25 protein-coding genes and 1 tRNA gene are annotated in these 23,645 nt (G+C 71.2%); 18 read left to right on the top strand and 8 right to left on the bottom strand.

Translation table 11 applies throughout. The features are described 5' to 3' along the window. Position 1: 1 nt before the first annotated feature. From ACIP63_RS30610 to ACIP63_RS30595, 4 genes are read left to right on the top strand one after another with little or no spacing between them, the layout of a single operon-like run. Positions 2-604 (top strand): 4Fe-4S dicluster domain-containing protein, encoded by a 603-nt coding sequence (locus tag ACIP63_RS30610; RefSeq protein WP_401522059.1) that lies wholly within the window; start codon positions 2-4, stop codon positions 602-604. Next, a complete protein-coding gene (locus tag ACIP63_RS30605; RefSeq protein WP_401522056.1) occupies positions 601-1,299 on the top strand; it encodes a ubiquinol-cytochrome c reductase iron-sulfur subunit in 699 nt (232 codons plus the stop codon). Before ACIP63_RS30610 ends, ACIP63_RS30605 begins: the two co-directional genes overlap by 4 nt. Next, a complete protein-coding gene (locus ACIP63_RS30600; protein WP_104786664.1) occupies positions 1,296-1,700 on the top strand; it encodes a hypothetical protein in 405 nt (134 codons plus the stop codon). Before ACIP63_RS30605 ends, ACIP63_RS30600 begins: the two co-directional genes overlap by 4 nt. A 21-nt stretch (positions 1,701-1,721) precedes the next feature. Beyond that, the gene (locus ACIP63_RS30595; protein ID WP_356709782.1) at positions 1,722-1,949 is read left to right on the top strand and encodes a hypothetical protein; all 228 of its coding nucleotides are present in this window, start codon (positions 1,722-1,724) and stop codon (positions 1,947-1,949) included. Positions 1,950-2,112: 163 nt separating this feature from the next. Here ACIP63_RS30595 and ACIP63_RS30590 read toward each other — a convergent pair whose 3' ends face one another. The 5 genes from ACIP63_RS30590 to ACIP63_RS30570 form a co-directional block, all read right to left on the bottom strand. Beyond that, the gene (locus ACIP63_RS30590) at positions 2,113-2,673 is read right to left on the bottom strand and encodes an RcpC/CpaB family pilus assembly protein (protein ID WP_401522052.1); all 561 of its coding nucleotides are present in this window, start codon (positions 2,671-2,673) and stop codon (positions 2,113-2,115) included. Between the two features lie 180 nt (positions 2,674-2,853). Further along, complete coding sequence (locus ACIP63_RS30585) at positions 2,854-3,702, bottom strand: S-methyl-5'-thioadenosine phosphorylase (protein WP_401522049.1); 849 nt, start codon at positions 3,700-3,702, stop codon at positions 2,854-2,856. A gap of 86 nt (positions 3,703-3,788) precedes the next feature. Continuing rightward, complete coding sequence (locus ACIP63_RS30580; RefSeq protein ID WP_362927888.1) at positions 3,789-4,139, bottom strand: FmdB family zinc ribbon protein; 351 nt, start codon at positions 4,137-4,139, stop codon at positions 3,789-3,791. Between the two features lie 66 nt (positions 4,140-4,205). After that, positions 4,206-5,486 carry an MFS transporter gene (locus tag ACIP63_RS30575; protein WP_401522046.1) on the bottom strand — a complete coding sequence of 427 codons (1,281 nt, stop codon included), beginning with the start codon at positions 5,484-5,486 and terminating at the stop codon, positions 4,206-4,208. A gap of 319 nt (positions 5,487-5,805) precedes the next feature. After that, positions 5,806-7,389 carry a potassium/proton antiporter gene (locus tag ACIP63_RS30570; protein ID WP_401522476.1) on the bottom strand — a complete coding sequence of 528 codons (1,584 nt, stop codon included), beginning with the start codon at positions 7,387-7,389 and terminating at the stop codon, positions 5,806-5,808. Positions 7,390-7,687: 298 nt separating this feature from the next. Here ACIP63_RS30570 and ACIP63_RS30565 point away from each other — a divergent pair, with 298 nt between their 5' ends. Continuing rightward, positions 7,688-10,432: a penicillin acylase family protein gene (locus ACIP63_RS30565; protein ID WP_401522044.1), complete on the top strand. Its 2,745-nt coding sequence runs from the start codon at positions 7,688-7,690 to the stop codon at positions 10,430-10,432. Here ACIP63_RS30565 and ACIP63_RS30560 read toward each other — a convergent pair. Continuing rightward, on the bottom strand, positions 10,429-11,022 hold the full coding sequence (locus ACIP63_RS30560) for a 5-formyltetrahydrofolate cyclo-ligase (RefSeq protein ID WP_401522041.1): 594 nt from the start codon (positions 11,020-11,022) through the stop codon (positions 10,429-10,431). The two genes, ACIP63_RS30565 and ACIP63_RS30560, sit on opposite strands and share 4 nt — an antisense overlap. A gap of 106 nt (positions 11,023-11,128) precedes the next feature. Here ACIP63_RS30560 and galU point away from each other — a divergent pair, with 106 nt between their 5' ends. The 8 genes from galU to ACIP63_RS30520 all read left to right on the top strand — a co-directional run bounded on the left by galU (position 11,129) and on the right by ACIP63_RS30520 (position 17,612). Then, positions 11,129-12,031 carry a UTP--glucose-1-phosphate uridylyltransferase GalU gene (gene galU / locus ACIP63_RS30555; protein ID WP_401522039.1) on the top strand — a complete coding sequence of 301 codons (903 nt, stop codon included), beginning with the start codon at positions 11,129-11,131 and terminating at the stop codon, positions 12,029-12,031. Between the two features lie 4 nt (positions 12,032-12,035). Beyond that, positions 12,036-13,346 carry a gephyrin-like molybdotransferase Glp gene (gene glp, locus ACIP63_RS30550; protein WP_401522037.1) on the top strand — a complete coding sequence of 437 codons (1,311 nt, stop codon included), beginning with the start codon at positions 12,036-12,038 and terminating at the stop codon, positions 13,344-13,346. A 126-nt stretch (positions 13,347-13,472) separates the two neighbouring features. Further along, complete coding sequence (gene moaC, locus ACIP63_RS30545; RefSeq protein WP_401522035.1) at positions 13,473-13,973, top strand: cyclic pyranopterin monophosphate synthase MoaC; 501 nt, start codon at positions 13,473-13,475, stop codon at positions 13,971-13,973. Then, positions 13,970-14,494: a molybdenum cofactor biosynthesis protein B gene (locus tag ACIP63_RS30540; RefSeq protein ID WP_401522033.1), complete on the top strand. Its 525-nt coding sequence runs from the start codon at positions 13,970-13,972 to the stop codon at positions 14,492-14,494. Before moaC ends, ACIP63_RS30540 begins: the two co-directional genes overlap by 4 nt. Before the next feature lie 17 nt (positions 14,495-14,511). Next, positions 14,512-15,141, top strand: coding sequence for a GNAT family N-acetyltransferase (locus ACIP63_RS30535; RefSeq protein ID WP_393758628.1), 630 nt, complete (start codon positions 14,512-14,514; stop codon positions 15,139-15,141). 124 nt (positions 15,142-15,265) lie between these two features. After that, positions 15,266-16,417 (top strand): gephyrin-like molybdotransferase receptor GlpR, encoded by a 1,152-nt coding sequence (gene glpR / locus ACIP63_RS30530; protein WP_401522029.1) that lies wholly within the window; start codon positions 15,266-15,268, stop codon positions 16,415-16,417. An 87-nt stretch (positions 16,418-16,504) separates the two neighbouring features. Next, a tRNA-Ala gene (locus ACIP63_RS30525) sits at positions 16,505-16,578 on the top strand. Between the two features lie 248 nt (positions 16,579-16,826). Further along, complete coding sequence (locus tag ACIP63_RS30520; protein WP_401522026.1) at positions 16,827-17,612, top strand: SAM-dependent methyltransferase; 786 nt, start codon at positions 16,827-16,829, stop codon at positions 17,610-17,612. Here ACIP63_RS30520 and ACIP63_RS30515 read toward each other — a convergent pair. Next, positions 17,609-18,097 carry a GNAT family N-acetyltransferase gene (locus tag ACIP63_RS30515; protein WP_401522023.1) on the bottom strand — a complete coding sequence of 163 codons (489 nt, stop codon included), beginning with the start codon at positions 18,095-18,097 and terminating at the stop codon, positions 17,609-17,611. The genes ACIP63_RS30520 and ACIP63_RS30515 overlap by 4 nt on opposite strands. Before the next feature lie 50 nt (positions 18,098-18,147). Here ACIP63_RS30515 and ACIP63_RS30510 point away from each other — a divergent pair, with 50 nt between their 5' ends. Continuing rightward, the gene (locus tag ACIP63_RS30510; RefSeq protein WP_401522020.1) at positions 18,148-18,963 is read left to right on the top strand and encodes an exodeoxyribonuclease III; all 816 of its coding nucleotides are present in this window, start codon (positions 18,148-18,150) and stop codon (positions 18,961-18,963) included. Between the two features lie 56 nt (positions 18,964-19,019). Here the strand turns inward: ACIP63_RS30510 and ACIP63_RS30505 are convergent, their stop codons facing one another. After that, positions 19,020-19,652, bottom strand: coding sequence for a MerR family transcriptional regulator (locus tag ACIP63_RS30505; RefSeq protein ID WP_401522475.1), 633 nt, complete (start codon positions 19,650-19,652; stop codon positions 19,020-19,022). Positions 19,653-19,821: 169 nt separating this feature from the next. On the opposite strand from ACIP63_RS30505, the gene ACIP63_RS30500 reads away from it, so the two are divergent. The 4 genes from ACIP63_RS30500 to ACIP63_RS30485 all read left to right on the top strand — a co-directional run bounded on the left by ACIP63_RS30500 (position 19,822) and on the right by ACIP63_RS30485 (position 23,484). Next, on the top strand, positions 19,822-21,342 hold the full coding sequence (locus ACIP63_RS30500) for a flavin-containing monooxygenase (protein WP_401522017.1): 1,521 nt from the start codon (positions 19,822-19,824) through the stop codon (positions 21,340-21,342). Then, positions 21,339-22,295 (top strand): alpha/beta fold hydrolase, encoded by a 957-nt coding sequence (locus ACIP63_RS30495; RefSeq protein WP_401522014.1) that lies wholly within the window; start codon positions 21,339-21,341, stop codon positions 22,293-22,295. The genes ACIP63_RS30500 and ACIP63_RS30495 overlap by 4 nt, the downstream gene beginning before the upstream one ends. Continuing rightward, entirely contained in the window at positions 22,292-23,176 is an 885-nt protein-coding gene (locus ACIP63_RS30490; RefSeq protein ID WP_401522011.1) for an SDR family oxidoreductase, read from the top strand. The genes ACIP63_RS30495 and ACIP63_RS30490 overlap by 4 nt, the downstream gene beginning before the upstream one ends. Positions 23,177-23,262: 86 nt before the next feature. Further along, positions 23,263-23,484 carry a hypothetical protein gene (locus ACIP63_RS30485; RefSeq protein ID WP_401522008.1) on the top strand — a complete coding sequence of 74 codons (222 nt, stop codon included), beginning with the start codon at positions 23,263-23,265 and terminating at the stop codon, positions 23,482-23,484. The last annotated feature ends 161 nt before the right edge of the window (positions 23,485-23,645 follow it).

The raw sequence follows: 23,645 nt of genomic DNA, 5'->3' as shown, positions 1-23,645 counted from the left end.
GATGATGGGCAGAACGATGTTCATCGACCCGGGGCGCTGCATCGGCTGTCAGGCCTGTGTCTCCGCCTGCCGGGAATGCGACTCGCACCGAGGCAAGTCGATGATCCACCTCGACTACACCGACGAGGGTTCATCCGTCGCCTCCCTCCCCACGGTCTGCATGCACTGCGAGGACCCGGTGGCCCCCTGCGCCGAGGTCTGCCCGGCCGACGCGATCCTGGTCACCGCGGACGGCGTCGTGCAGCAGGCCGACACCACCCGCTGCATCGGCTGCGCCAACTGCGTCAACGCCTGCCCCTTCGGTGTCCCGAAGATCGACCTCCAGGCGAAGCTGCAGATGAAGTGCAACCTCTGCTACGACCGCACCGCCTACGGACTCGCCCCCATGTGCTCCACCGTCTGCCCCACCGGTGCCCTCTACTACGGCACCGTCGAGGAGCTCCAGGCGGAGCGCCCCGGTGTGCAGGTCGCGGACACGTTCGTCTTCGGCGAGAGCGAGGTCCGCACCGGCGTGGCCATGGTCGTGCCCGCGGAGCGGGTCCAGTGGCCGGTACCCGGCGGACTTCCCGTCGTCGAGATCAACGGGAAGGACGTCCGCCGATGAGCGTCACCGAACAGGAGCAGCCGGGCCCCGACCACGGCTCCGGGAGCGACCCCCGTGAAGCCCTGCACGACCGGATCGCCGCCGACTCGCTGACCACCCGCCGCGACTACCTCCGGATCGTCGCCACCGTTTCCGGCGGCCTGGCCGTGGGCGGTCTGGCCGTGGCGGGCGGCATCCTCCACCGGCACGGTGAGACGGAGGACGGGAAGGCGCCGTCCCCGAAGCGGATCGCCGCGCAGCTGCCGCCCGGAGAGTCCCTCGCCTTCCGCTACCCCGGCGACGAGGACCGGGCGGTCGCCGTGCGGATGGACGACGGCACCCTCGTCGGCTACTCCGCCGTGTGCACCCATCTGGCCTGCGGCGTCCTCTGGCGCAAGGACCGGGGTACGGACGGCGAGCTGTACTGCCCCTGCCACGAGGGAGTCTTCGACGCCCGCACCGGTGCGGTCACCGCCGGCCCGCCGCCCCGCGGGCTGCCGAAGGTGGTGCTGACCGAGCTGGAGGACGGCAGTATCTGGGCCGTCGGGACCACCCGCTCCGGGGAGAGCGCCGAAGCGGGGCTGTGCCGCCAGCTCGGCGAGGACCGCCCCGATCTCGCCGCACGGATCGGCTGCCCCGGCACCGGTGGCGGCGCGGAGGCGCCACCCGCGCCGGCGCCGTCCGACGCCGCCGCCGCCACGGGGAGCCGGTCATGACAGAACCCCTGGACCCGATCGAGCCGCCGCGGCCCCCCAGCCCCGCCGGAACGCGGTATCCGGACTACCACCCCGGGAGCGAGCGGGCCGAGCTGAACCGCCCCCTCCATGAGCGCTACCCCCAGATCCGGCCCACCAGTGGCTATGCCGACCCCCGGGTGCGCCACACCGGTCCGGGGCCGGGAGCGGGCTCCGAGCAGGAACCCGAGCGCTCCGCGAAGCTGACGGCCCGGCTGGTCCTGGCGATGAGCGTCGTCATCGGCCAGCTGTGGGCTCTGACGGAGGTCGTCAACGTGTGGATGGAGGGCGACACGGGCACCGCCTGGTGGGGCGCCGGCTTTCTGTGCCTGTCGTTCCTCGTCGTGCTGGGACTGTGGCTGCTCGATCCCAAGGATCGATGAACGCGGCCGTACCCTGGAGGTATGAGTACCGCCCCCGCCCCCGGACCGCGAGAGTCGAAGCCGCCGCAGCCCCAGCAGCGGCCCCCGCAGGAGTCCGGGCCCAAGCCGTCGGCTCTGGTCTTCGACGATCCGCTGGACCGGCAGTCCGCGGACGACACGGACCAGGGGTGGGGTGAGCGGGCTCCGGCCGGCGGCGGCGCGGCCGACCTGGCCCGCTTCCTCGACGAGAAGCCGCCCCACCACATCTGACGCCGCCCGCCGGGCGGGGGCCCGGCCGTGCGGGGACGACCTCAGGCCTGGCCCCGCTGGGCGCGTGCCGTGGGGGGAGCGAACCGTCCCGCCACATGAGGCGGCAGGAGACCACACCGTCCAATCGGGTACGTCGCACGGGTGAGCTGACGCGATACCGGTTCTATTCGGCATGGGACACCGCCACCGAGAGCCGCCCCGACGCACCGGCGCCCGCCAGAGCCGCCGCGGTCTCCCGCTCCACGGACAGGACCACCAGGGCGCCGTGTCCCGTCCCCGCCCCGCCGTCGGCCGTGGGGAACGGCGCCTCCGCACCGCCCGCACCGCGTGGGACCTCCGCCACCCGCACGTCCCGTGCCACCACTGCGCCCCGGGGCTCCCCGTCGGACGCGGCGATCACGTCGACGCGGTCGCCCGGCCGCAGCAGGCCCACCGTCGCCGCGTCGGCGATCCGCACCGGAGCGGACACCAGACGTACGGGCCGCCGGTCGGGCCCCGGCGGCGCGTCACCGCCGACGGCGGCCGCCCCTCTCTCCCCGCCCAGCCCTGAGGCGGCGAGCACGGCGGAGGCCAGCGCGAAGCCAGCGGCCAGCGCCCGGCGCTGCCCCCGCAGCGCCCGCCGGAGACGCCGCCCGCCGCCGCCCCGCACGCGCAGGGGCCCGAAGGACGGGACCCCGCACGGTGCGGGAGGCGCGGGACGTGTATCGGGCACCGACGGGAACATGGCCAACACCACCTGCCGTGAGAGGAGTCCCGCGGGAGGCCCCGCCGGACTCCCTCACGATCCACCCTCCGCGGAAACCCCGCCCGGCCCTGTGGACAGCCCCCACGATGTGGACAACCCGGCCACCCGTACGGGGCATGGGGCGGCAGAGCGAGAGCCCGGCGCCCGTGCCGTGGCGGATTACGGCAGCTCGATCCCCGTCTCGACCCCGTCCAGCGCGTGCGCGCACACGCAGTCACGGCCCTCGTTCGCGGGCAGAGCGGCCACCGCGTCGAAGAGCACCGACCGCAGCCGGTCCACATTGGCCGCGAACACCTCGAGCACCTCGGCGTGGTTGACGCCCTCGCCGGCCTCGGCCCCCGCGTCGAGGTCCGTCACCAGCGTCAGCGTCGTGTAGCAGAGGTTCAGTTCGCGGGCGAGCACCGCCTCCGGATGCCCCGTCATCCCGACGACCGACCAGCCCATCGCGGCGTGCCAGCGCGACTCGGCGCGGGTCGAGAAACGCGGGCCCTCGACCACGACCAGCGTTCCGCCGTCCACCGGCTCCCAGTCCCGGCCGCGTGCCGCGGCCAGGGCGGCCTTGCGGCCCTCGGGGCAGTAGGGGTCGGCGAAGCCGAGGTGCACCACGTTCGGCTCGGTGCCGTCGGCCAGGGGCTCACCGTCGTAATACGTCTGCGTGCGGGCCTTCGTACGGTCGACCATCTGGTCGGGGACGAGCAGGGTGCCGGGCCCGTACTCAGGGCGCAGGCCGCCGACCGCGCACGGGCCGAGCACCTGGCGTACGCCGACGGAACGCAGGGCCCAGAGGTTGGCGCGGTAGTTGATCCGGTGCGGCGGGAGGTGGTGGCCGCGGCCGTGCCGCGGGAGGAAGGCCACCCGCCGGCCCGCGAGTTCACCCAGGAAGAGGGAGTCGCTCGGCGCTCCGTACGGGGTGTCCACCTGGATCTCGGTGACATCCTCCAGGAAGGAGTAGAAGCCCGATCCGCCGATGACACCGATTTCCGCTGTAGCCGTCTCTGCGTTCACCATGCGGTCACACTAACCGGGCGCGCACGGCCGGGACCCCGCCGAGTCGATCAGCGGGGTCCGGGTGGAACGTGTGGTGTGCGGGTGCCTCAGGCGGCCGACGTACCGCTCGACGACGAAGAAGCCGAGGAGGAGGTCGAGGACGCGGCCGAGGCGGCCGGCTTCGCGTCCGACTTCGCCGAGGAGGACCCGGAGGCCGACCCGGCGGAGGAATCGGACGTCTTCGCGGACGACGACGTGGCCGGCGTGCTGCTCGACGAGGAGCCGCGGCTGTCGTTCCGGTAGAAACCGGATCCCTTGAAGACGATGCCGACGGCCGAGAACACCTTCTTGAGGCGTCCCTCGCAGTTCGGGCACACGGTCAGGGCATCATCGGTGAACTTCTGCACCGCTTCGAGGCCCTCGCCGCATTCGGTGCACTGGTACTGATAGGTCGGCACTTGCTCCTCCTGGCACTCTCACTCAATGAGTGCTAACGACGCTCCATACTGACGTATTCCGAGCGATCAGTCCACCGTGACCGGCTCGCGGTGACCGATCCCACGTGCCACCGTCCGTCCTCCGGCCCTCGGCGTCAGCCGTGAACGCAGGGCCAGCAGGGTCGCCAGGGCCAGCGCCGTGCCGGCCAGGGGGACCACGAAACCCGTGCTCGCGCCATGGGCGTCCGCGAGCTGTCCGGCCACCGTGACGGCCCCCGCCTGCCCCAGTGCCACGGCGCCCGTGAGCCAGGTGAAGGCCTCGGTCCTGGCGGACGCGGGCACCAGGGCTTCGACCAGGGTGTAACCGCTGATCAGCGCGGGTGCGATGCACAGTCCGACCAGCAGTCCGAGCCCCGCCAGCAGCGGTACGGAGTGCACGGCCCAGAGACCGGACGCGGTCAGTGTCAGGGCCACGCAGCCGACGATCAGCCGGCGGCGCGGGCTGCTCTTCCAGGCGATGGCCCCGCACGCGATGCCCGCCAGCATGTTGCCGGCCGCGAAGATCCCGTACAGCAGCCCGTTCACGCCCGGCCGGCCGATCTCCTCGGAGAACGCAGTCAGGGAGACCTGCATGCCGCCGAACACGGCGCCGATGCCCAGGAAGGTGATCGCGAGGACACGCACCCCTGGCACGGAGAGCGCCGAGCGGTGCGGTTCGTCCGCCGTGGTGGCGCCCCGGGGAGCGGGCTGGGTGGAGCGCTGTGCGGCGAACAGGATGCCGCCCAGCAGTGTCAGCGCGGCCTCCGCGATCAGTCCGGCCGCAGGGTGCACGCCGGTGCACAGCGCGGTCGCGAGCACGGGCCCGACGACGAAGGTGAACTCGTCCGTCACGGACTCGAAGGCGGCGGCCGTGGCCATCAGCGGGGAGGCCGGACGCCCCGGGGCTGCGCCGAGCCGGGCCGCCCAGCGCGCCCGCACCATCGGCCCGATCTGCGGGATGGACGCCCCGGTGGGCACCGCCGCCAGGAACAGCACCCACAGAGGCGCGTCCGCCAGGGCGAGTGCCGTGAGGCCGCCGACGGAGACGGCGTGCACGAGGACGCCGGGCAGGAGCACGGCCCGCTGGCCGAACCGGTCGGCGAGCCTGCCGCTCTGCGGCGCGAACAGCGCCATGGAGACGCCGGAGACGGCGGCCACGGCGCCCGCACTGCCGTACGAGCCGGTGGTGTGCTGAACCAGGAGCACGATCCCGATGGTCAGCATCGCGAAGGGCTGCCGGGCCGCGAAGCCCGGGAGGAGGAAGGTCCACGCACCCGGGGTGCGCAGCAACTGCCCGTAACCGGGGCGGTCGGAGACCGTGGACGCCACGGTCCATGCCTTTCTGCCGCCTGGTGGCCGTGCCCCCGGGGCGCCGCGCACCGGGGTGCGGGAGCTGCCGAGAGCTGTCCTCTTCGCGCGGGACTGCGGTAGATGCCGGGCGCTCGCTCCAGAGGCGAAGGACGCCACGACCGCCATACGGTCGCGCCAGCTCTGCATCAGACAGAGTTGGTCGATCAGGGTTGGTCGATCACGTTCACATCGTGTGGATCAGATGATCCGGTCCTTCATCTTACAGGCCTCGGCCCCGGCACACCTGCGATTGTGCGCGGGTGCCCCTCGCCGTCTAACCACCTCGCCGCCTCGCCGGTCAGCGAGGGGCCCGGCCGCTGCCCGCCTTGTCCGCCGGACGGTTCTCGGCGCCCCTGCCCAGCTTCCGGGCCAGCTTCGCGAGGTGCGGCATGTCCGTGCCCTCGTCGGACCGGTCGGCCCCGCCCGTCCCCAGCCAGCCGGCCAGCTTGCCGCCCTGTCCGACCGCCCGCAGCCGGGCCTCCGTCGCGTCGCGCACCGGATCGGTCGCGACGACCAGCAGCTCGTCCCCGCGGCGCAACACGGTCGAGGGTGCGGGGACGAAACTCTTGCCGTCCCGTACGACGAGGGTGACCGCGGCCCCGGCGGGCAGCCGCAGCTCCGCGACCTCCACGCCGTGCATCTTGGACTCGCCCGGGACCGCGACGGACAGCAGATGGCCGCGCAGCCGTTCCAGGGGTGCCGACTCGATGCCGAGGTCGGCGGTCTCCGACGGGTCGTCGGAGATCTTCAGGGTCTTCGCCAGCCAGGGCAGGGTCGGCCCCTGGATGAGCGTGTAGACGATGACGAGCACGAAGACGATGTTGAAGACCCGGGTGCTCCCCTCGATCCCGGACACCATGGGGATGGTCGCCAGGATGATGGGGACGGCGCCACGCAGACCCGCCCAGGACATCAGCGCCTTCTCGCGCCGTGGCAGCCGGAACGGCGCCAGGCTGATGAAGACGGACAACGGCCGGGCGACGGCGGTGAGGACCAGCCCCACGACCACGGCGGGCCAGAAGTCGTCGATGAGGTCGTGCGGGGTGACCAGCAGGCCGAGCAGGACGAACATGCCGATCTGCGCCAGCCAGCCGAGCCCGTCGGCGAAGCCCCGGGTCGCCGGCCAGTGCGGGAGCTTGGAGTTGCCGAGGACCATCGCGGCCAGGTAGACGGCCAGGAAGCCACTGCCGTGGGCCATGGCGCCCGCCGCGTACGCCGAGACCGCGATGGCCATCACGGCGATCGGGTAGAGCCCGGAGGCGGGCAGGGCCACGTGGCGGATCCCGTAGGAGCCCAGCCAGCCCACCGCGAGGCCGATCGCGGCACCGATGGCCAGCTCCAGGGCTATCTCGCCGACCAGCACGTACCAGTGCTCCACGGGGCCGACGGCGGAGAACGCCACCACGAGGATCACCACGGGGGCGTCGTTGAAGCCGGATTCGGCCTCCAGGACACCGGTGATGCGGGAAGGCAGCGGGACCTTGCGCAGGACGGAGAAGACGGCCGCGGCATCGGTGGAGGAGACGACGGCTCCGATGATCAGGGCCTGCCGCCAGTCGAGGCCGACGAGATAGTGCGCCGCGCTCGCGGTGACACCCACGCTGATGCCCACGCCGACGGTCGACAGCATGGCTGCCGCCGGCAGCGCGGGTTTCACTTCTTTCCACTTCGTGCCCAGGCCGCCCTCCGCCAGGATGACGACCAGGGCGGCGTAGCCGATCACCTGGGTCAGCTCGGCGTTGTCGAACTTGACGTCGAAGATGCCGTCCTGCCCCAAGGCGATGCCGATGCCGAGGTACAGGAGCAGGCTGGGGAGCCCGCTGCGGGACGAAATGCGTACGGCCGCGACGGCGACCAGCAGGACGAGTGAGCAGACGAGCAGAAGTTCGTTGAGCGCGTGGACAGTCAGGGTCCGTTCCTTCCCTGCGGAGGAGCATCCGGCAATCGGCGGGCGCCTCGGGGCCCTCGACCGCCGGATGCTCTGAGCCTTCCGGATCGTCCTCCGGCGGCCAGTACTTCGTTACCTTACCTAATCTTTAACGTTTCCTTGACGCCTTCGAGTGTTCGTGCGAACCGGTGCGCAAATGGATGCATCCCCATACCGCGTCCGAGTGGCTTCGGCGGGGCGCCTATGGTTGCTCCTGCACTCCCAGGACCACCCTGCCCCTCGAAGGACAGCGATGCCCGCCAACACAACCGCCCCTTCCGGGTCTTCCGATGCGAAGAAGACCGGCAGGAAGAAGGGGCGACGCGCCCGCCTGATCGTGATCGTCCTGGTGCTGGCGCTTGTCGCGGGTGTCGGATACGGCGCGTACTGGTCCGTTTCCACAGTCCGGGCCTCGTACCCGCAGACCACCGGTTCGCTCGAACTCAAGGGCCTCTCCGGTGACGTCGACGTCAAACGCGACGACTACGGGATCCCGCAGATCTACGCGGACACCGACAGCGACCTGTTCCGCGCCCAGGGCTTCGTCCAGGCCCAGGACCGCTTCTGGGAGATGGACGTACGCCGCCACATGACCTCGGGGCGGCTCTCCGAGATGTTCGGCGCCGGCCAGGTGGGGACCGACTCCTTCCTGCGCACGCTGGGCTGGCGCAAGGTCGCGCAGCAGGAGTACGACGAGGTCCTGGACGAGGACACCAAGAAGAACCTCCAGGCGTACGCGGAGGGGGTGAACGCGTATCTGGACGGCAAGGACGGCAAGGACATCTCCGTCGAGTACGCGGCGCTCGGCCTGACCAACGACTACAAGCCCACCGAGTGGACCCCGGTCGACTCGGTCGCCTGGCTGAAGGCGATGGCCTGGGACCTGCGCGGGAACATGCAGGACGAGATCGACCGCTCGCTGATGACCAGCAGGCTCAGCGCGAAGCAGATCAAGGACCTCTACCCGGACTACCCGTACGAGAAGAACAAGCCGATCGTCGAGCAGGGCGCGGTCTCCTCGGTCACCGGTAAGTACGATCCCGAGGCCGAGCCGACGGGAGAGATCGGGTCGCAGACCGTCGAGGGCGCGACCGAGGGCCTGAACACCCAGCTCTCCGCGCTCTCCGAGAGCCTCGACGAGATCCCGGCGCTGCTCGGCCCCAACGGCAACGGCATCGGATCGAACTCCTGGGTCGTCTCCGGCGAGTACACGACGACGGGCAAGCCGCTGCTGGCCAACGACCCGCACCTGGCGCCGCAGCTGCCCTCGCTCTGGTACCAGATGGGGCTGCACTGCCGTCAGCTCTCGGAGTCGTGCCAGTACGACACGGCCGGCTACACGTTCTCCGGGATGCCCGGTGTGATCATCGGCCACAACCAGGACATCGCCTGGGGCTTCACCAACCTCGGCGCGGACGTCACCGACCTCTTCCTGGAGAAGGTCTCGGCCGACGGATACCAGTACGACGGCAAGACCGAGCCCTTCATCACCCGCGAGGAGACCATCAAGGTCGCGGGCGGGAAGAGCAGGACGATCACCGTGCGCGAGACCAACAACGGTCCGCTGGTCTCCGACCGCAGTGCTGAGCTGGAGAAGGTCGGCAAGAAGGCTCCCGTCACCACCTCGGCGCCGGACCGGGGCGACGGGTACGGGGTCTCCCTGAAGTGGACGGCGCTGGACCCGGGGAAGTCCATGGACGCGGTCTTCGAGCTCAACCGGGCCAAGGACTTCACGAGTTTCCGCAAGGCGGCCGCGCACTTCGAGGTGCCGTCGCAGAACCTCATCTACGCGGACACCGAGGGGCACATCGGCTATCAGGCGCCCGGCAAGATCCCGGTCCGCCTCAAGGGTGACGGCACGACGCCGAGCCCCGGGTGGTCCGCCGCCTACGGCTGGGAGAAGGACCCCGTCCCGTTCGACGAGCTGCCGTACGAGTACGACCCGGACCGCGGCTACATCGTCACCGCGAACCAGGCGGTCATCGGTGACGACTACGAGCACATGCTCACCAAGGACTGGGGCTACGGCACCCGCAGCCAGCGGATCAACGACCTGATCCAGAAGAAGATCGACGGCGGCGAGAAGATCTCGACCGACGACATGCAGACGATGCAGATGGACAACCAGAGCGCGATCGCCGCGAAGCTGGTGCCGGAGCTGAAGAAGATCGGCATCAAGGACAAGAGCGTTCGCGAGGCGCAGAAGCTGCTGGAGGGCTGGGACTACACCCAGGAGTCCGACTCGGCCGCCGCCGCGTACTTCAACGGCGTCTGGCGCAACATCCTCAAGCTGGCCTTCGGCGACAAGCTCCCCAAGGAGATGCGGGCCCAGGGCGACTGCGTCTACGTGAAGCCGGTCCCCGGCACCGGGCCCGTGGACGAACAGGACAAGCTCGTCCGCGAATGCGGTCAGCGCGCCCCGGACGCGGCGCAGCCGGACGGTGGCGACCGCTGGTACGAGGTCGTCGAGAGCATCCTGGACGACCAGGACAACGCGTGGTGGAAGGTCCCGGCCAAGGGGCGCGAGGAGGCCGTCGACAGCCGTGACGAGCTCTTCGCCCGTGCCATGGAGGACGCGCGCTGGGAGCTGACCGCGGAGCTGGGCAAGGACATGTCCACCTGGAGCTGGGGCAGGCTGCACCAGCTGACCCTGCGCAACCAGACGCTCGGCAAGGAGGGCCCCGACCTCCTGCAGCGGGCGCTCAACCGGGGCCCCTGGGACCTCGGCGGCGGCGAGGCGGCGGTCAACGCGACCGGCTGGAACGCGGCGGGCGGCTACGAGGTCATCTGGGTCCCGTCGATGCGGATGGTCGTCAACGTCGGTGACTGGGACAAGTCCCGGTGGATCAACCTCACCGGATCCTCGGGGCACGCGTTCAGCGCGCACTACACCGATCAGACCGACAAGTGGGTCGAGGGTGAACTGCTCGACTGGTCCTTCGGGGCGGACGCCGTGAAGCAGTCCACCGTCGACAGCCTGACGCTCAAGAAACCCTAGGCCCGTTCCCCGGGCGGGAAGCGCCGCGCTCCGGCGGGCGTGACCACGGCATCCACGGGGTGGTCGTGCGGTTCATCAGGAACCCGCGCGACCACCTCGTCGTCGTACAGCAGGACGATCAGGGCGGGGTGCGCCCCGGCCGACGCGAGCCGGGCCAGTACCCGGTCGTAGCTGCCCCCGCCACGCCCCAGCCGCATCCCGCGCCCGTCCACGGCCAGGCCGGGCAGCAGGACCGCGTCCGCGTCCAGGACCGCCTGCGGGCCGAGAGGCGCGCCGTCCGGCTCCAGCAGGCCCCGGCCGGCGGGCACGAGGTGTTCCGCGCCTTCGAACACGGCCCAGTCCAGGTCGTTGTCCGCCATGAGGACCGGGAGCAGTACGCGTACGCCCCGGGCCCGCAGGCCGTCCAGGAGAGCGTGCGTTCCCGGTTCCCGACCCACGGACACATAGGCCGCGACGGTCCGGGCGCCGGTCAGCTCGGGGAGGTCCGCGGCGGCCGAGGCGAGAACCGCGGCGGTCCTTCTGACGTCCTCCGAGGTGAGCAGCCTCCGCGCGGCGAGCAGTTCACGTCGCAGTGTTGTCTTTCGGGACATGTCATGGTTCAACGGGTGCTCACATAGTTCTTTTATGTGGATGTATGAGAACGAAGTTAACCGGAGCCTCATCTTCCGCCCATACGCACCGGTTACAGTTCTGGGCATGACTCAGTCGCACCCCAGGATCAGCAAAGCTGTCATCCCAGCTGCAGGTCTCGGCACCCGGTTCCTGCCGGCCACCAAGGCCACTCCCAAGGAGATGCTGCCTGTCGTCGACAAGCCCGCCATCCAGTATGTCGTCGAGGAGGCTGTCGCCGCAGGCCTCTCCGACGTACTGATGATCACCGGTCGCAACAAGCGTCCCCTGGAGGACCACTTCGACCGGAACTACGAGCTGGAGTCCGCGCTGACCCGCAAGGGAGACGCCGAACGGCTCTCCAAGGTCCAGGAGTCCAGCGACCTGGCCACCATGCACTACGTGCGCCAGGGCGACCCCCGCGGCCTCGGCCACGCCGTCCTCTGCGCCGCCCCCCACGTCGGCGACCAGCCGTTCGCCGTGCTCCTCGGTGACGACCTCATCGACCCGCGCGACCCGCTTCTCGCCAGGATGGTCGAGATCCAGGAGCGCGAGGGCGGCAGTGTCGTCGCCCTGATGGAGGTCGACCCGTCGCAGATCCACATGTACGGCTGCGCGGCCACCGAGGTGACCCACGACAACGACGTCGTCCGGGTCACCGGGCTCGTGGAGAAGCCCGACCCGGCCGAGGCGCCCAGCAACCTCGCCGTCATCGGCCGCTACGTCCTGGGCCCCGCGATCTTCGACATACTGCGCCGGACCGAACCCGGCCGAGGCGGCGAGATCCAGCTCACCGACGCCCTCCAGCTGCTGGCCGAGGACGAGAAGATCGGCGGCCCGGTGCACGGTGTCGTCTTCAAGGGCCGCCGCTACGACACCGGTGACCGCGGTGACTATCTCCGTGCCATTGTCAGACTCGCGTGCGAACGTGAAGACCTGGGCCCGGACTTCCGGACCTGGCTGCGCAGTTACGTCGACGAGGAGTTGTAACAGCTTGAGCAGCACGATCTGGTCGGTGGACGAGCACCTGGACGACATCCTCGCCGCGGTGAAGCCGCTCGAACCCATCGAGCTGCAACTGCCGGACGCCCAGGGCTGCGTCCTGGTCGAGGACGTCGTGGTGGAGGTCGCCCTGCCTCCCTTCGACAACAGCTCGATGGACGGATACGCCGTCCGGATCTCCGATGTCGAGGGTGCCAGCGAGGAGTTCCCCGCCGTCCTCACCGTCATCGGCGACGTGGCCGCAGGTGACGGCGGCCTGGCCGACGGCCGGTCCGTCGGTCCCGGCGAGGCCGCGCGCATCATGACCGGCGCTCCGCTGCCCGCGGGCGCCGAGGCGGTCGTCCCGGTCGAGTGGACCGACGGCGGCACGGGCGGCGGCCCCGCTTCCGCCATGCGCGCCCACAGCGACGCCCCGGAGGGGGCGAGCGGAGAGGTCCGCGTCCACCGCCCCGTCAAGCCGCGCGCCCACGTCCGGGCCAAGGGCAGCGACGTGCAGCCGGGCGACCTGGCACTGCGCGCGGGTTCGGTCGTCGGGCCGCCGCAGATCGGGCTGCTCGCCGCGATCGGCCGCTCGACGGTGCGGGTGCGGCCCCGTCCGCGCGTCGTCGTGCTGTCCACCGGCAGCGAGCTGGCGCAGCCGGGCGAGGAGCTGACCGGTGGTCGGATCTACGACTCCAACAGCTTCGCGCTGACCGCCGCGGCCCGGGACGCGGGCGCCATCGCCTACCGCGTGCCGGCGGTCGCGGACGACGCCGAGACGCTGCGGGCCACGATCGAGGACCAGTTGATCCGCGCCGACATCGTCGTCACCACGGGCGGTGTCAGCGTCGGTGCGTACGACGTGGTCAAGGAGGCCCTGTCCTCCGTGGGCGACGAGGACGAGCCCGGCGGGGGCATCGACTTCCGCAAGCTCGCCATGCAGCCGGGCAAGCCGCAGGGCTTCGGCTCGATCGGCCCCGACCACACGCCGCTGCTGGCGCTGCCCGGCAACCCGGTCTCCTCGTACGTCTCCTTCGAGCTGTTCGTCCGGCCCGCGATCCTGACGCTGATGGGCCTCGACGACGTCCACCGCCCGAAGGTGCGGGCCACGCTCAGCACCGACGAGGCGCTCTCCTCGCCGTCCGGCAAGCGCCAGTTCCTGCGCGGGACCTACGACGCCGAGGCGGGCACCGTGACTCCGGTCGGCGGGGCCGGATCGCATCTGATCGCCGCCCTCGCCCAGGCGGACGCGCTGATCGTGCTGCCCGAGGACGTCACCTCCGCCGAGCCCGGCACGGACGCCGAGGTGATCCTCCTCCGCTGACTTCGGCGCGGTGGCGGTACGGTATCTGGCGCTGTGCCTTACCGGGGGAAGCCCCCCGGTCCCCTCGGTCCGCGCCACGGCGCGGGACGGGCGGGCAACCGGCGCCCTACCGCTAGGCGGAGTGAGTTGAGTACGCAGAACAGGCTGACGCACATCGACGAGGCGGGCGCCGCCCGCATGGTCGACGTGTCGGAGAAGGACGTCACGGCACGTGTCGCCCGGGCGAGCGGCCGGGTCCTCGTGTCACCGCGTGTCGTCGAACTCCTCAGGGGCGAAGGCGTCCCCAAGGGCGACGCGCTCGCCACCGCGCGCATCGCCGGGATCATGGGGGCCAAGCGCACCCCGGACCTGATCCCGCTCTGCCACCCGCTCGCCGTCTCCGGTGTGAAGGTCGACCTGAGCGTCGCCGACGACGCGGTCGAGATCCTGGCCACCGTGAAGACCACGGGCCGCACGGGCGTCGAGATGGAGGCCCTGACCGCCGTGTCGGTCGCCGCGCTGACGGTGATCGACATGATCAAGGCGGTCGACAAGAGCGCGGTGATCACGGACGTACGGGTCGAGGCGAAATCGGGCGGCAAGTCCGGCGACTACCGGCGCCCCGCACCGGAGGGGGCGGACGCATGAGCGCGCCCGGCAGCGACCCTGCCACCGGCGGATACCGCGCCCTCGTCGTGACCGCCTCCAACCGCGCCTCGGCCGGCGTCTACGCCGACAAGGGCGGCCCCCTCATCGCCGAGGCCCTCACCGGTCTCGGGTTCGCGGTCGACGGCCCCCAGGTCGTGCCCGACGGGGATCCGGTGGAAGCGGCCCTCCGGGCCGGAGCGGCCGCGGGCTACGACGTGATCGTCACCACCGGCGGTACGGGCATCTCGCCCACCGACCGCACGCCCGAGGCCACCCGCCGCGTCCTGGACCGTGAGATCCCGGGCATCGCCGAGGCGATCCGGGCCGAAGGCCACGACAAGGTCCCCACCGCCGCACTCTCCCGGGGCCTCGCGGGCATCGCGGACCGCACCCTCGTCGTGAACCTGCCCGGCTCGACCGGCGGCGTACGCGACGGACTCGCGGTCCTGAGCAGGCTCCTGGTGCACGCCGTCGACCAGCTGCGCGGCGGCGATCACCCCCGACCGGGGAGCCCGAGCTGAACGTCCGGACCTGGCCGGTGATCCTCACCGACGGCGCCGTCACCCTCCGCCCGATAAAGCTCCGCGACCAGAGCATGTGGCGCGAGGTCAACCGGCGTAACCGCGACTGGCTGCGCCCCTGGGAGGCGACCGTCCCGCCCCCCGCCCCGGGCGGCCCGGTGGCCCAGCGCCCCACCTACCGTCAGATGATCCGCCACCTGCGTGCCGAGGCGAACGCCGGGCGCATGCTGCCCTTCGCCATCGAGTACGAGGGGCGCCTCGTCGGGCAGTTGACGGTGGCGGGCATCACCTGGGGCTCGATGTGCTCGGGTCATGTCGGCTACTGGGTCGACCAGGACGTGGCGGGCCGCGGTGTGATGCCGACCGCGGTGGCCCTCGCCGTCGACCACTGTTTCCGTACGGTCGGGCTGCACCGGATCGAGGTGTGCATTCGGCCCGAGAACGCCCCCAGCCGAAGGGTCGTGGAGAAACTCGGATTCCGTGCGGAAGGGCTACGTCCACGGTATCTGCACATCGACGGTGCGTGGCGGGATCATCTGATCTTCGCCCTCACCGCCGAGGAAGTGCCCGACGGACTGCTGCGGCGTTGGCGCAGGATGCGGCCGGGTACTCCGGGAACACCGCGCACGCCCGGGGAAATAAAATAAGTGTTCGAATTTGATCGCTCTCTGACGGTAATGAACCTCACTTTCGGCTACTGATGACCCGAACAATCGCAAAAAAAGTCCGTCATATGAGCCGGATCGTGCGACACACCGGGCCAATTGGCGGATGCCGCCGTGCAAACCCCTCTACGGTGTGAGCGTGAGCAGCAGCGGCCTCATCTACGCAGTCATCGTCGGTGCATGGGCCGCCTACTTGGTGCCGATGTGGCTCCGCAGGCAGGACGAGCTCAATGAAGCCCGTCCGACGGAACGCTTCAGCACCGCCATCCGGCTGCTGTCCGGACGGGCGGCCATGGAGCGCCGTTACGCCAAGGAGCTGCGGGAGCGGGATGCCGAGCAGGCGCCTGGCGACGTGGACCCGGATGCCGTCACGGACCGATTGGAGTCCGTCGACGTCCGGGCCTTTTCCGCGCCCCCGGCACATACGGAAGCGCGGTTGCGCCTCCCGGCCCCCGGCCGGCCGGACCAGGAGCGCCCGCAGGACCGGGCCTCCCGTCCGGAGGTCGCCCGGCGGGACGGGCGGCGGCCTTCCGGCGCCGAGACCGAGCGCGAGCGCCGACGGCGCTCGCAGGTCCTGGCGCGCCGTCGGCGTACCACCACGATCCTGTTCATGGCGTTCACGCTCGGCGCGGTCGTCGCGGCGGTGGGCGGGCTCCGCTTCCTGTGGGCGCCGGCCGTCCCGGCCGTGCTGCTGAGCTCGTACATCGTGCATCTGCGGGCCCAGGAGCGCCGTCGGTTCGTCTTCACCATGGACCGGCGCCGGGCCGAGGTGGCGGCGCAGCGGCTGCGCGAGAACCGGCCCCGCAGGCACCAGCCCGCGTCCTCGGCTCCCGCCGAGGCCGACGAGGAGCCCGAAGCGGCCGTCCCCGTCCCCACGGTCTCCCCCCAGGAGGCGGGCCGCCGCGCCCTCGTCGAGCAGACGGACCACGCCGAGTGGGTCGACCAGCAGCGCGAACGCGGGCCCGCCCAGGGCGACAGCTGGGAGCCGGTGCCGGTCCCGCTGCCGACCTACGTCACCGCCCCGGTCGCCCCGCGCGCCAGGGGCGGGGTCGAGGTCGGCGACCCGGAGACCTGGAGCGCGGCCCGCTCCAGCCCGGCGGAGCCGACCCGGACGGGCACGCAGGAGTCCGCCACGCCCGACGCCGAACCGGCTCCCCGCCGCCGGGGCAACCCGGCCAAGCGCACCCGTGACCGCGGCCGTACGCCCCTCTTCGACCAGTACGACGACGAGGACCGGCCGCGCGCGGCCAACGAGTGAGCCCGGCGGGGAACCCGACTCGGTGACCTGCCGGGATACGGATTTCCGAGCACCCCGATGAGGGTGCTAGAGTTTCACTCGTTGCAAGGGCCTGTGGCGCAGTCTGGTAGCGCACCTCGTTCGCATCGAGGGGGTCTGGGGTTCAAATCCCCACAGGTCCACCGCACACACGAGATCCCGTCCGATCGCAAGATCGGGCGGGATCTCGTCGTTTTCGGGTGGTGTTCATGAGGTCGGCCCCGGGAGCGACGGGCCGGTGCGCCCGGCCCGGACGGGACGGCGCTCTCGCCCGGCCGACCACCCGGTAACCTGGGCCTTCCTCGCTCACCCGCCCTTCCGGTGACCGCTGTTGAGGGCTGCGCGGGTCAGGTGCGGGGTGCCTGTTCGTGGTTCCGTAGGAGGGCGCACTGTGACAGCCGGTATACCCAGCTCCCGCATCGACACCAGCAAGCCGCACCCGGCACGGGTCTACGACTGGCTGCTCGGCGGGAAGGACAACTACCCGGTCGATCAGGAGGTCGGTGAGAAGCTGCCCGCCGAGGCGCGAGCGAACGCGGCGCGGAACCGGGCTTTCATGCACCGCGCCTCCGCCTGGCTGGCCCGGCAGGGCGTCGGGCAGTTCCTGGACATCGGGACCGGCATCCCCACCTCGCCGAACCTCCATCAGATCGTCCAGGCCGTCACCCCGGGTGCCAGGGTCGTCTACGCGGACAACGACCCCATCGTGCTGCGTCACGCGGAAGCGCTGCTGGTGAGCCACCCCGAGGGCGCGACCGACTACGTCCACGGGGATGTGCGGCAGCCGGAGGCGATTCTCGAACAGGCGGCGCGGTCACTCGACTTCGGGAAGCCCGTCGCGCTGTCCCTCATCGCGCTGATGCACTTCCTGCCCGACGAGCAGGATCCGTACGGCATCACCCGGACGCTGGTCGGGGCGCTGCCTCCGGGGAGCTTCCTCGTGCTGTCGCACGGGACCGCCGATCAGCATCCCGAGCTCAAGCAGGAGACGGAGTCCGCGTACAAGAAGGGGGCGATCGCGCTGCGCATGCGCACGCGGGCGGAGGTCGCGCCGTTCTTCGAGGGGCTGGAGCTCGTCGAGCCGGGGCTGGTCACGGCTCCCGAGTGGTACCAGGAGGAGCCCGCGCCGGCGTACGAGCGGAGCGGGTTCTACGTGGGTGTGGCGCGGGTCCCCTAGGAGGGCTGTACCAGCGGCTTGGCCATGCAGATGCTGCTGTCGTACGTGCGGTAGTGCCCGAACTTCTCGCAGAGCGTGTAGCCGCTGGACGTGTACAGCGCTATGGCCTCGGGCTGCTGGTCGCCGGTCTCCAGGACCATGCGCGTGCGGCCGGCGGCGCGGGCGTCGTCCTCCAGGGCGGCGAGGAGACGGCGGGCGAGACCCCGGCCGCGGCCCTCGGGGATGACGAACATCCGCTTGATCTCGGCGTCGCCGTCGGAGTAGCCCTCGTCGTTCCGCTCCTGGCTGCGCCAGCCGCCGGTGGCCACAGGACGGTTCTGCTCGTCGTAGGCGAGCAGATACAGTCCGCGAGGCGGATCGAACATGGTGGCGTCGAGCGGTGTGATGTCGCCCTCGTCGCCGTAGCGCTCGGCGTATTCGAGCTGCACCTGGTCGTTGAGTTTCACGGCGTCGGGGTGGTCGAAGGGCCGAGGGTGGATATTCATGCGCGCCATAGTACATGTATGCATCCGCTATGTGTAGGTACTGTACCTGGATGCTGACTGTTACCACCGTGAACGTGAACGGGCTCCGTGCCGCCGCGAAGAAGGGCTTCGTCGAGTGGCTGGGGCAGACCGAGGCCGATGTGATCTGCCTCCAGGAAGTCCGGGCCGAAGCGCAGCAGCTCCCTGAAGAGGTGCGTGCGCCCGAGGGTTGGCACGTCGTGTTCGCCCCGGCCGCGACGAAGGGGCGTGCGGGCGTCGCTGTTTACACCCGGCACGCGCCGGAGCGCGTCCAGACCGGGTTCGGCGGGTTCGACGTGCCGGGGTGTGAGGAATTCGACACCTCCGGCCGCTACGTCGAGGTGGACCTGCCGGGCGTGACGGTCGCCAGCCTCTACCTGCCGTCCGGCGAGGTCGGCACGGAGAGGCAGGAGGAGAAGGAGCGCTTCATGGCCGCCTTCCTCCCCTATCTCCAGGGCCTGAAGGCGCGGGCGGCGGCGGAGGGGCGCGAGGTCGTCGTGTGCGGCGACTGGAACATCGCGCACCGGGAGGCCGACCTCAAGAACTGGAAGTCCAACAAGAAGAACTCCGGCTTCCTCCCCGAGGAGAGGGAGTGGCTGAGCCGGGTGTTCGACGAGGCGGCGTACGTCGATGTGGTCCGCGCGCTGCACCCGGAGGAGGAGGGCCCGTATTCCTGGTGGTCCTACCGGGGCAGGGCCTTCGACAACGACGCCGGCTGGCGCATCGACTACCAGGTGGCCACCCCCGGCCTCGCCGGGCGTGCGGCCAAGGCGTGGGTGGAGCGCGCCGCCACGCACGGCGAGCGGTGGAGTGACCACGCGCCGGTGACGGTCACGTACGAGCGCTGATCGTCCCCCGGGGCGGTGGCCGTTCGGCCACGCGTGCTGGGGCTCGCCGGCCTCGGTTACGCGTGCTGGTCGTCCTCGCGCCGTAGCCGCCGGTCCAGGGCCATCGACAGCTCGGCGTCCACCACCGCCTGGGCGAGCGTGCGCAGTTGCTCCGGCTCGGTCTGCGCGGTGTGGGCGCGCAGGACGCGTACGAAGAGGTCGGCGAGGGCGTCGGCGTGCTCGCGGACCTGGCGGCCCGCGGTGAGCACGGCGTCGAGCGGGACCCCGGCCCGCACCAGTTCGGACGACGCCTCCAGCAGCCGGCGGCTGATGTGGACGATCTCGTCGCCGTCGACGCCGAGATAGCCCAGCTCCATGGCGGCGGCGAGGTTCTCCGCCGTCGCCTGGTCCTGGAAGTAGTCGGCGAGCTGCTCGGGCGTGAGCCGGACCGGGGTCTCCTCGGTCGGCTCGCCCAGGCCCAGCACCTCGGCGACATCGCGGCCGCTGTCGAAGGTGCTGGCGAGGTCGGCGATGCCGTTGAGGGTGTGGCCCCGCTCCAGCAGGCCCGTGATGGTGCGCAGCCGGGCCAGGTGGTGGTCGTCGTACCAGGCGATGCGGCCTTCACGGCGAGGTGGCTGGATCAGGCCGCGCTCCCGGTAGAAGCGCAGGGTGCGCACGGTGATGCCGGCCTCCTCGGCCAGCTCCTCCATGCGGTACTCGCGGTGCTCGCGTCCTTCAGCCACACCCGCACCCTATGTTGTACCGCCGGTAACTTTCCTCGGTCCGACCCCTACCCATCGGTACGGAGCTGCCCTACTCTCCCAACAATGCCAGTGATTGCTGGCAGAGTCGTGTCACGTACCGCGGGGAGGCGGCAGCATGGCCCAGCACGAGCACGTACGAGTGGCGGTGATCGGATCCGGATTCGGGGGCCTCGGGGCCGCGGTCCGGCTCCGCCGCGAAGGCATCACCGATTTCCTGGTCCTCGAACGCGCCGGTGCCGTCGGCGGCACCTGGCGGGACAACAGCTACCCGGGCTGCGCCTGCGACGTCCCGTCCCACCTGTATTCGTTCTCGTTCGCGCCCAATCCCGACTGGCCGCGCACCTTCTCCGGGCAGCAGCACATCCGCGCCTACCTGGAGCACGTGGCCGAGACCTTCGGGCTGCGCCCGCACATCAGGCTGAACCACGAAGTCACGGTCATGCGCTGGGACAACGACGAGCTGCACTGGGTGATCGAGACGGCGAACGGCGCCACGATCACGGCCGACGCCGTCGTGTCCGCCACCGGCCCGCTCTCCGACCCGAAGCTGCCGGACATACCGGGGCTCGCCGAATTCCCGGGCAAGGTCTTCCACTCCGCGCAGTGGGACCACGACTACGACCTGAGCGGCAAGCGCGTCGCCGTGGTCGGCACCGGTGCCTCCGCGATCCAGATCGTCCCGGAGATCCAGCCGAAGGCCGGCCGGCTCACCCTCTTCCAGCGGACCCCGCCCTGGGTCATGCCCCGCATGGACCGTGCCATCAGCGGCGCCGAGAAGTGGCTGCACCGGGCGCTCCCCTTCACGGCCACCGCGCGGCGCGGACTCCTGTGGGGCATCCGGGAGTTGCAGGTGGGCGCCTTCACCAAGCACCCCAACCAGCTCGGGCTGGTCGAGACGATAGCCAAGTCGAACATGGCGCGGGCCGTCAAGGACCCCGCGCTGCGGGCCAAGCTGACCCCCTCGTACCGCATCGGCTGCAAGCGCATCCTGCTCTCCAACGCCTACTACCCGGCGCTCGCGCAGCCGAATGTGGACGTGGTCGACTCCGGCCTCTCCGAGGTGCGGGGCTCCACGCTGGTCGGGTCGGACGGCACGGAGACCGAGGCCGACGTGATCATCCTCGGCACCGGCTTCCATGTGACGGACATGCCGATCGCGACCCGGGTCGTCGGCGCCGACGGCATCACCCTCGCCGAGTCCTGGAAGGACGGGATGCAGGCGCTGCGGGGTGCGACCGCCGCCGGCTTCCCGAACTGGATGACGATCATCGGCCCCAACACGGGGCTCGGGAACTCCTCGATGATCCTCATGATCGAGTCCCAGCTGAACTACATGGCCGACTTCATGCGCCAGCTGGACGTCCTGGGCGGGCGCGTCGCGCTCGACGCGCGGCCGGCCGCCGTGGGCGCCTGGAACCACCGGGTCCAGGAACGGATGAAGCGGACCGTCTGGAACACCGGCGGCTGCACCAGCTGGTACCTCGACGACAACGGACGCAACACCACGGTCTGGCCGGGCACCACGGCCGAATTCCGGCGGGCCACCCGCTCGGTCGACCTGGGTGAGTACGACGTCATCCGTCCCCCCGTCATCAGCTCCGCGGCGCGGGCCGTGACCGAGGAGGCCGCACGATGAGCAGGCTGACCCAGCGGGCGGAGAGCCCGCTCATACCCGTGGCCGCACGCGAACTGAGCGTCGTCTCCGCCGACGGGTCTCGCATCCACGTCGAACTGCACGGGCCCGAGGGTGCGCCGGCCGTGGTCCTCGCCCACGGCTGGACCTGCAACACCCGCTTCTGGGACGCCCAGGTGCGGGACCTCGCGGTGGACCACCGGGTCGTCGTCTACGACCAGCGGGGCCACGGGCGTACGCCCGACCCCGGCCCCGGCGGGTACAGCACGCGGGCGCTGGCCGACGACCTGGAGGCGGTGCTGAAGGCCACGCTCGCGCCGGGGCAGCAGGCCGTGCTCGGCGGGCACTCCATGGGCGGGATGACGCTGATGGCGGCGGCCGGCCGCGCCGCCGTACGGGAGCACGGGGCGGCCGTGCTGCTGTGCAGCACCGGAAGCTCGCGCCTCACGGCGGAGTCGCTGGTGCTCCCGCTGCGGGCCGGTGCCCTCCGCACCCGGATGACCGCGGCGGTCCTCGGTGCGCGCGCGCCGCTCGGTCCGGTCAACGCGGTGTCGAAGGCGATCCTCAAGTACGCCACGATGGGGCGCGGTTCTGCCCCGGAACGGGTGGAAACCTGTGCCAGGATCGTCCACGCGTGTCCTCGCGGGGCACGCGTCGCCTGGGGGCACGTGCTCGCGGAGCTCGACCTCGAGGCGCGTCTGCGGGAACTGCGGCTCCCGACCGCGGTGATCGCGGGCACGGAGGACCGGCTGACGCCGCCCGTGCACGCGAGGGCCATCGAGGCCGCGCTGCCGCAGAGCCTCGGGCTCACCGAACTGGCGGGCATGGGCCACATGACGCCCGTCGAGGCGCCGGAGGCGGTCACGGCGAAGCTACGCGAGCTGGTGGCCTTGTACGTCACTGTGGACGGTGCGGGCAGTGCGGCGGAAGCCGTGAGCGAGGAGGAGGTCGCATGAGCGGCAGGCGGAGTCTCGAAGGACAGGTCGTCGTCGTCACGGGCGCGGCGCGGGGCGTGGGTGAGCTGCTGGCCCGCAAGCTGTCGGCACGCGGCGCCACACTGGCGCTCGTCGGCCTGGAGCCGGACGAGCTGAAGAAGGTCTCGGAGCGGCTGCACTCCCCGAGCGACCACTGGCACGCGGACGTCACCGACCACGAGGCGATGAGCCGGGTCGCCGAAGAGGTCAAGGCGCGCTTCGGGAAGATCGACGTCGTCGTCGCCAACGCGGGCGTCGCCACCGGAGGTCCGCTCGTGGACTCCGACCCGGAGGCGTGGCGCAGGGTCATCGAGGTGAACCTGATAGGCGGCGCGGTGACGGCACGGGCGTTCCTGCCGGTGCTCATCGAGAGCCGTGGCTACTTCCTCCAGATAGCGTCGCTGGCGGCGATCACCCCGGCGCCGATGATGAGCGCGTACTGCGCGTCCAAGTCGGGCGTGGAGGCGTTCGCGCACTGCCTGCGCGGCGAGGTCGGCTACCGGGGTGTGAAGGTCGGGGTCGGCTATCTGTCCTGGACCGACACGGACATGGTGCGTGGCGCCGACGAGGACGACGTCATGCGGGAGTTGAGGCAGCGCCTGCCGTGGCCGACGAACCGCACGTATCCCCTCGGCCCGGCGGTCGACCGGATCGTGGCCGGGATCGAACGGCGCTCCGCGCATGTGTACGCCCAGTGGTGGCTGCGGGGGATGCAGTCGATCCGGGGGTACCTCCCGGCGGTGATAGGGGTCGTCGGACAGCGCGAGATGAAGCGCTTCGGGTCCCGGCTGGACGGTGTCGGCAAGGGACTCGTGGGGGCCGGCGGCGAGGCCGACCAGAAGGCGCGAGTGCAGCGCGGATGATCGAAATGCGGTGAATGTCCGGGTGTGTAAGTCTGAGCGAGGTCCCACCGGGGCCGACCCCACGCACCCACATAGGAGTGAACAGCATGGGCATCGCAGACCAGTTCAAGGACAAGGCGCAGGAGCTCGCCGACCAGGCCAAGCAGCAGAAGGCCGGCGGCAAGCAGGGCGAGGCGCGTGAGCGTTCCGCCGACGCTGCGCGCCGTCCCCAGGGCAAGGCCCAGGGCCAGGCCCAGGGCCGTCGGCCCGAGGCGCGGGACCGCGCGCAGGACGCTGCGGACCGGACGCGTGAGCGTTCCGAGCGCTGACGGCTGACGCGTCTGGCGTCCGCGGTCTGTTGGGGCGTACCCGGGGTTCCGGGTACGCCCCTTCCGCGTGCGCAGGGTGCGGTGCGCGTGCGGTGACAGGGCGGGCCTGCGCGGTGCGGGTCTCGGGGCTCCGCCCCGGACCCCGCTCCTCAAGCTCCCCC

The sequence above is a fragment of the Streptomyces sp. NPDC088746 genome (assembly GCF_044751065.1).
GTDB lineage: Bacteria > Actinomycetota > Actinomycetes > Streptomycetales > Streptomycetaceae > Streptomyces.
Note: the sequence above shows the minus strand (reverse complement) of the source record. Positions and strands in the feature narration are given on the sequence as shown.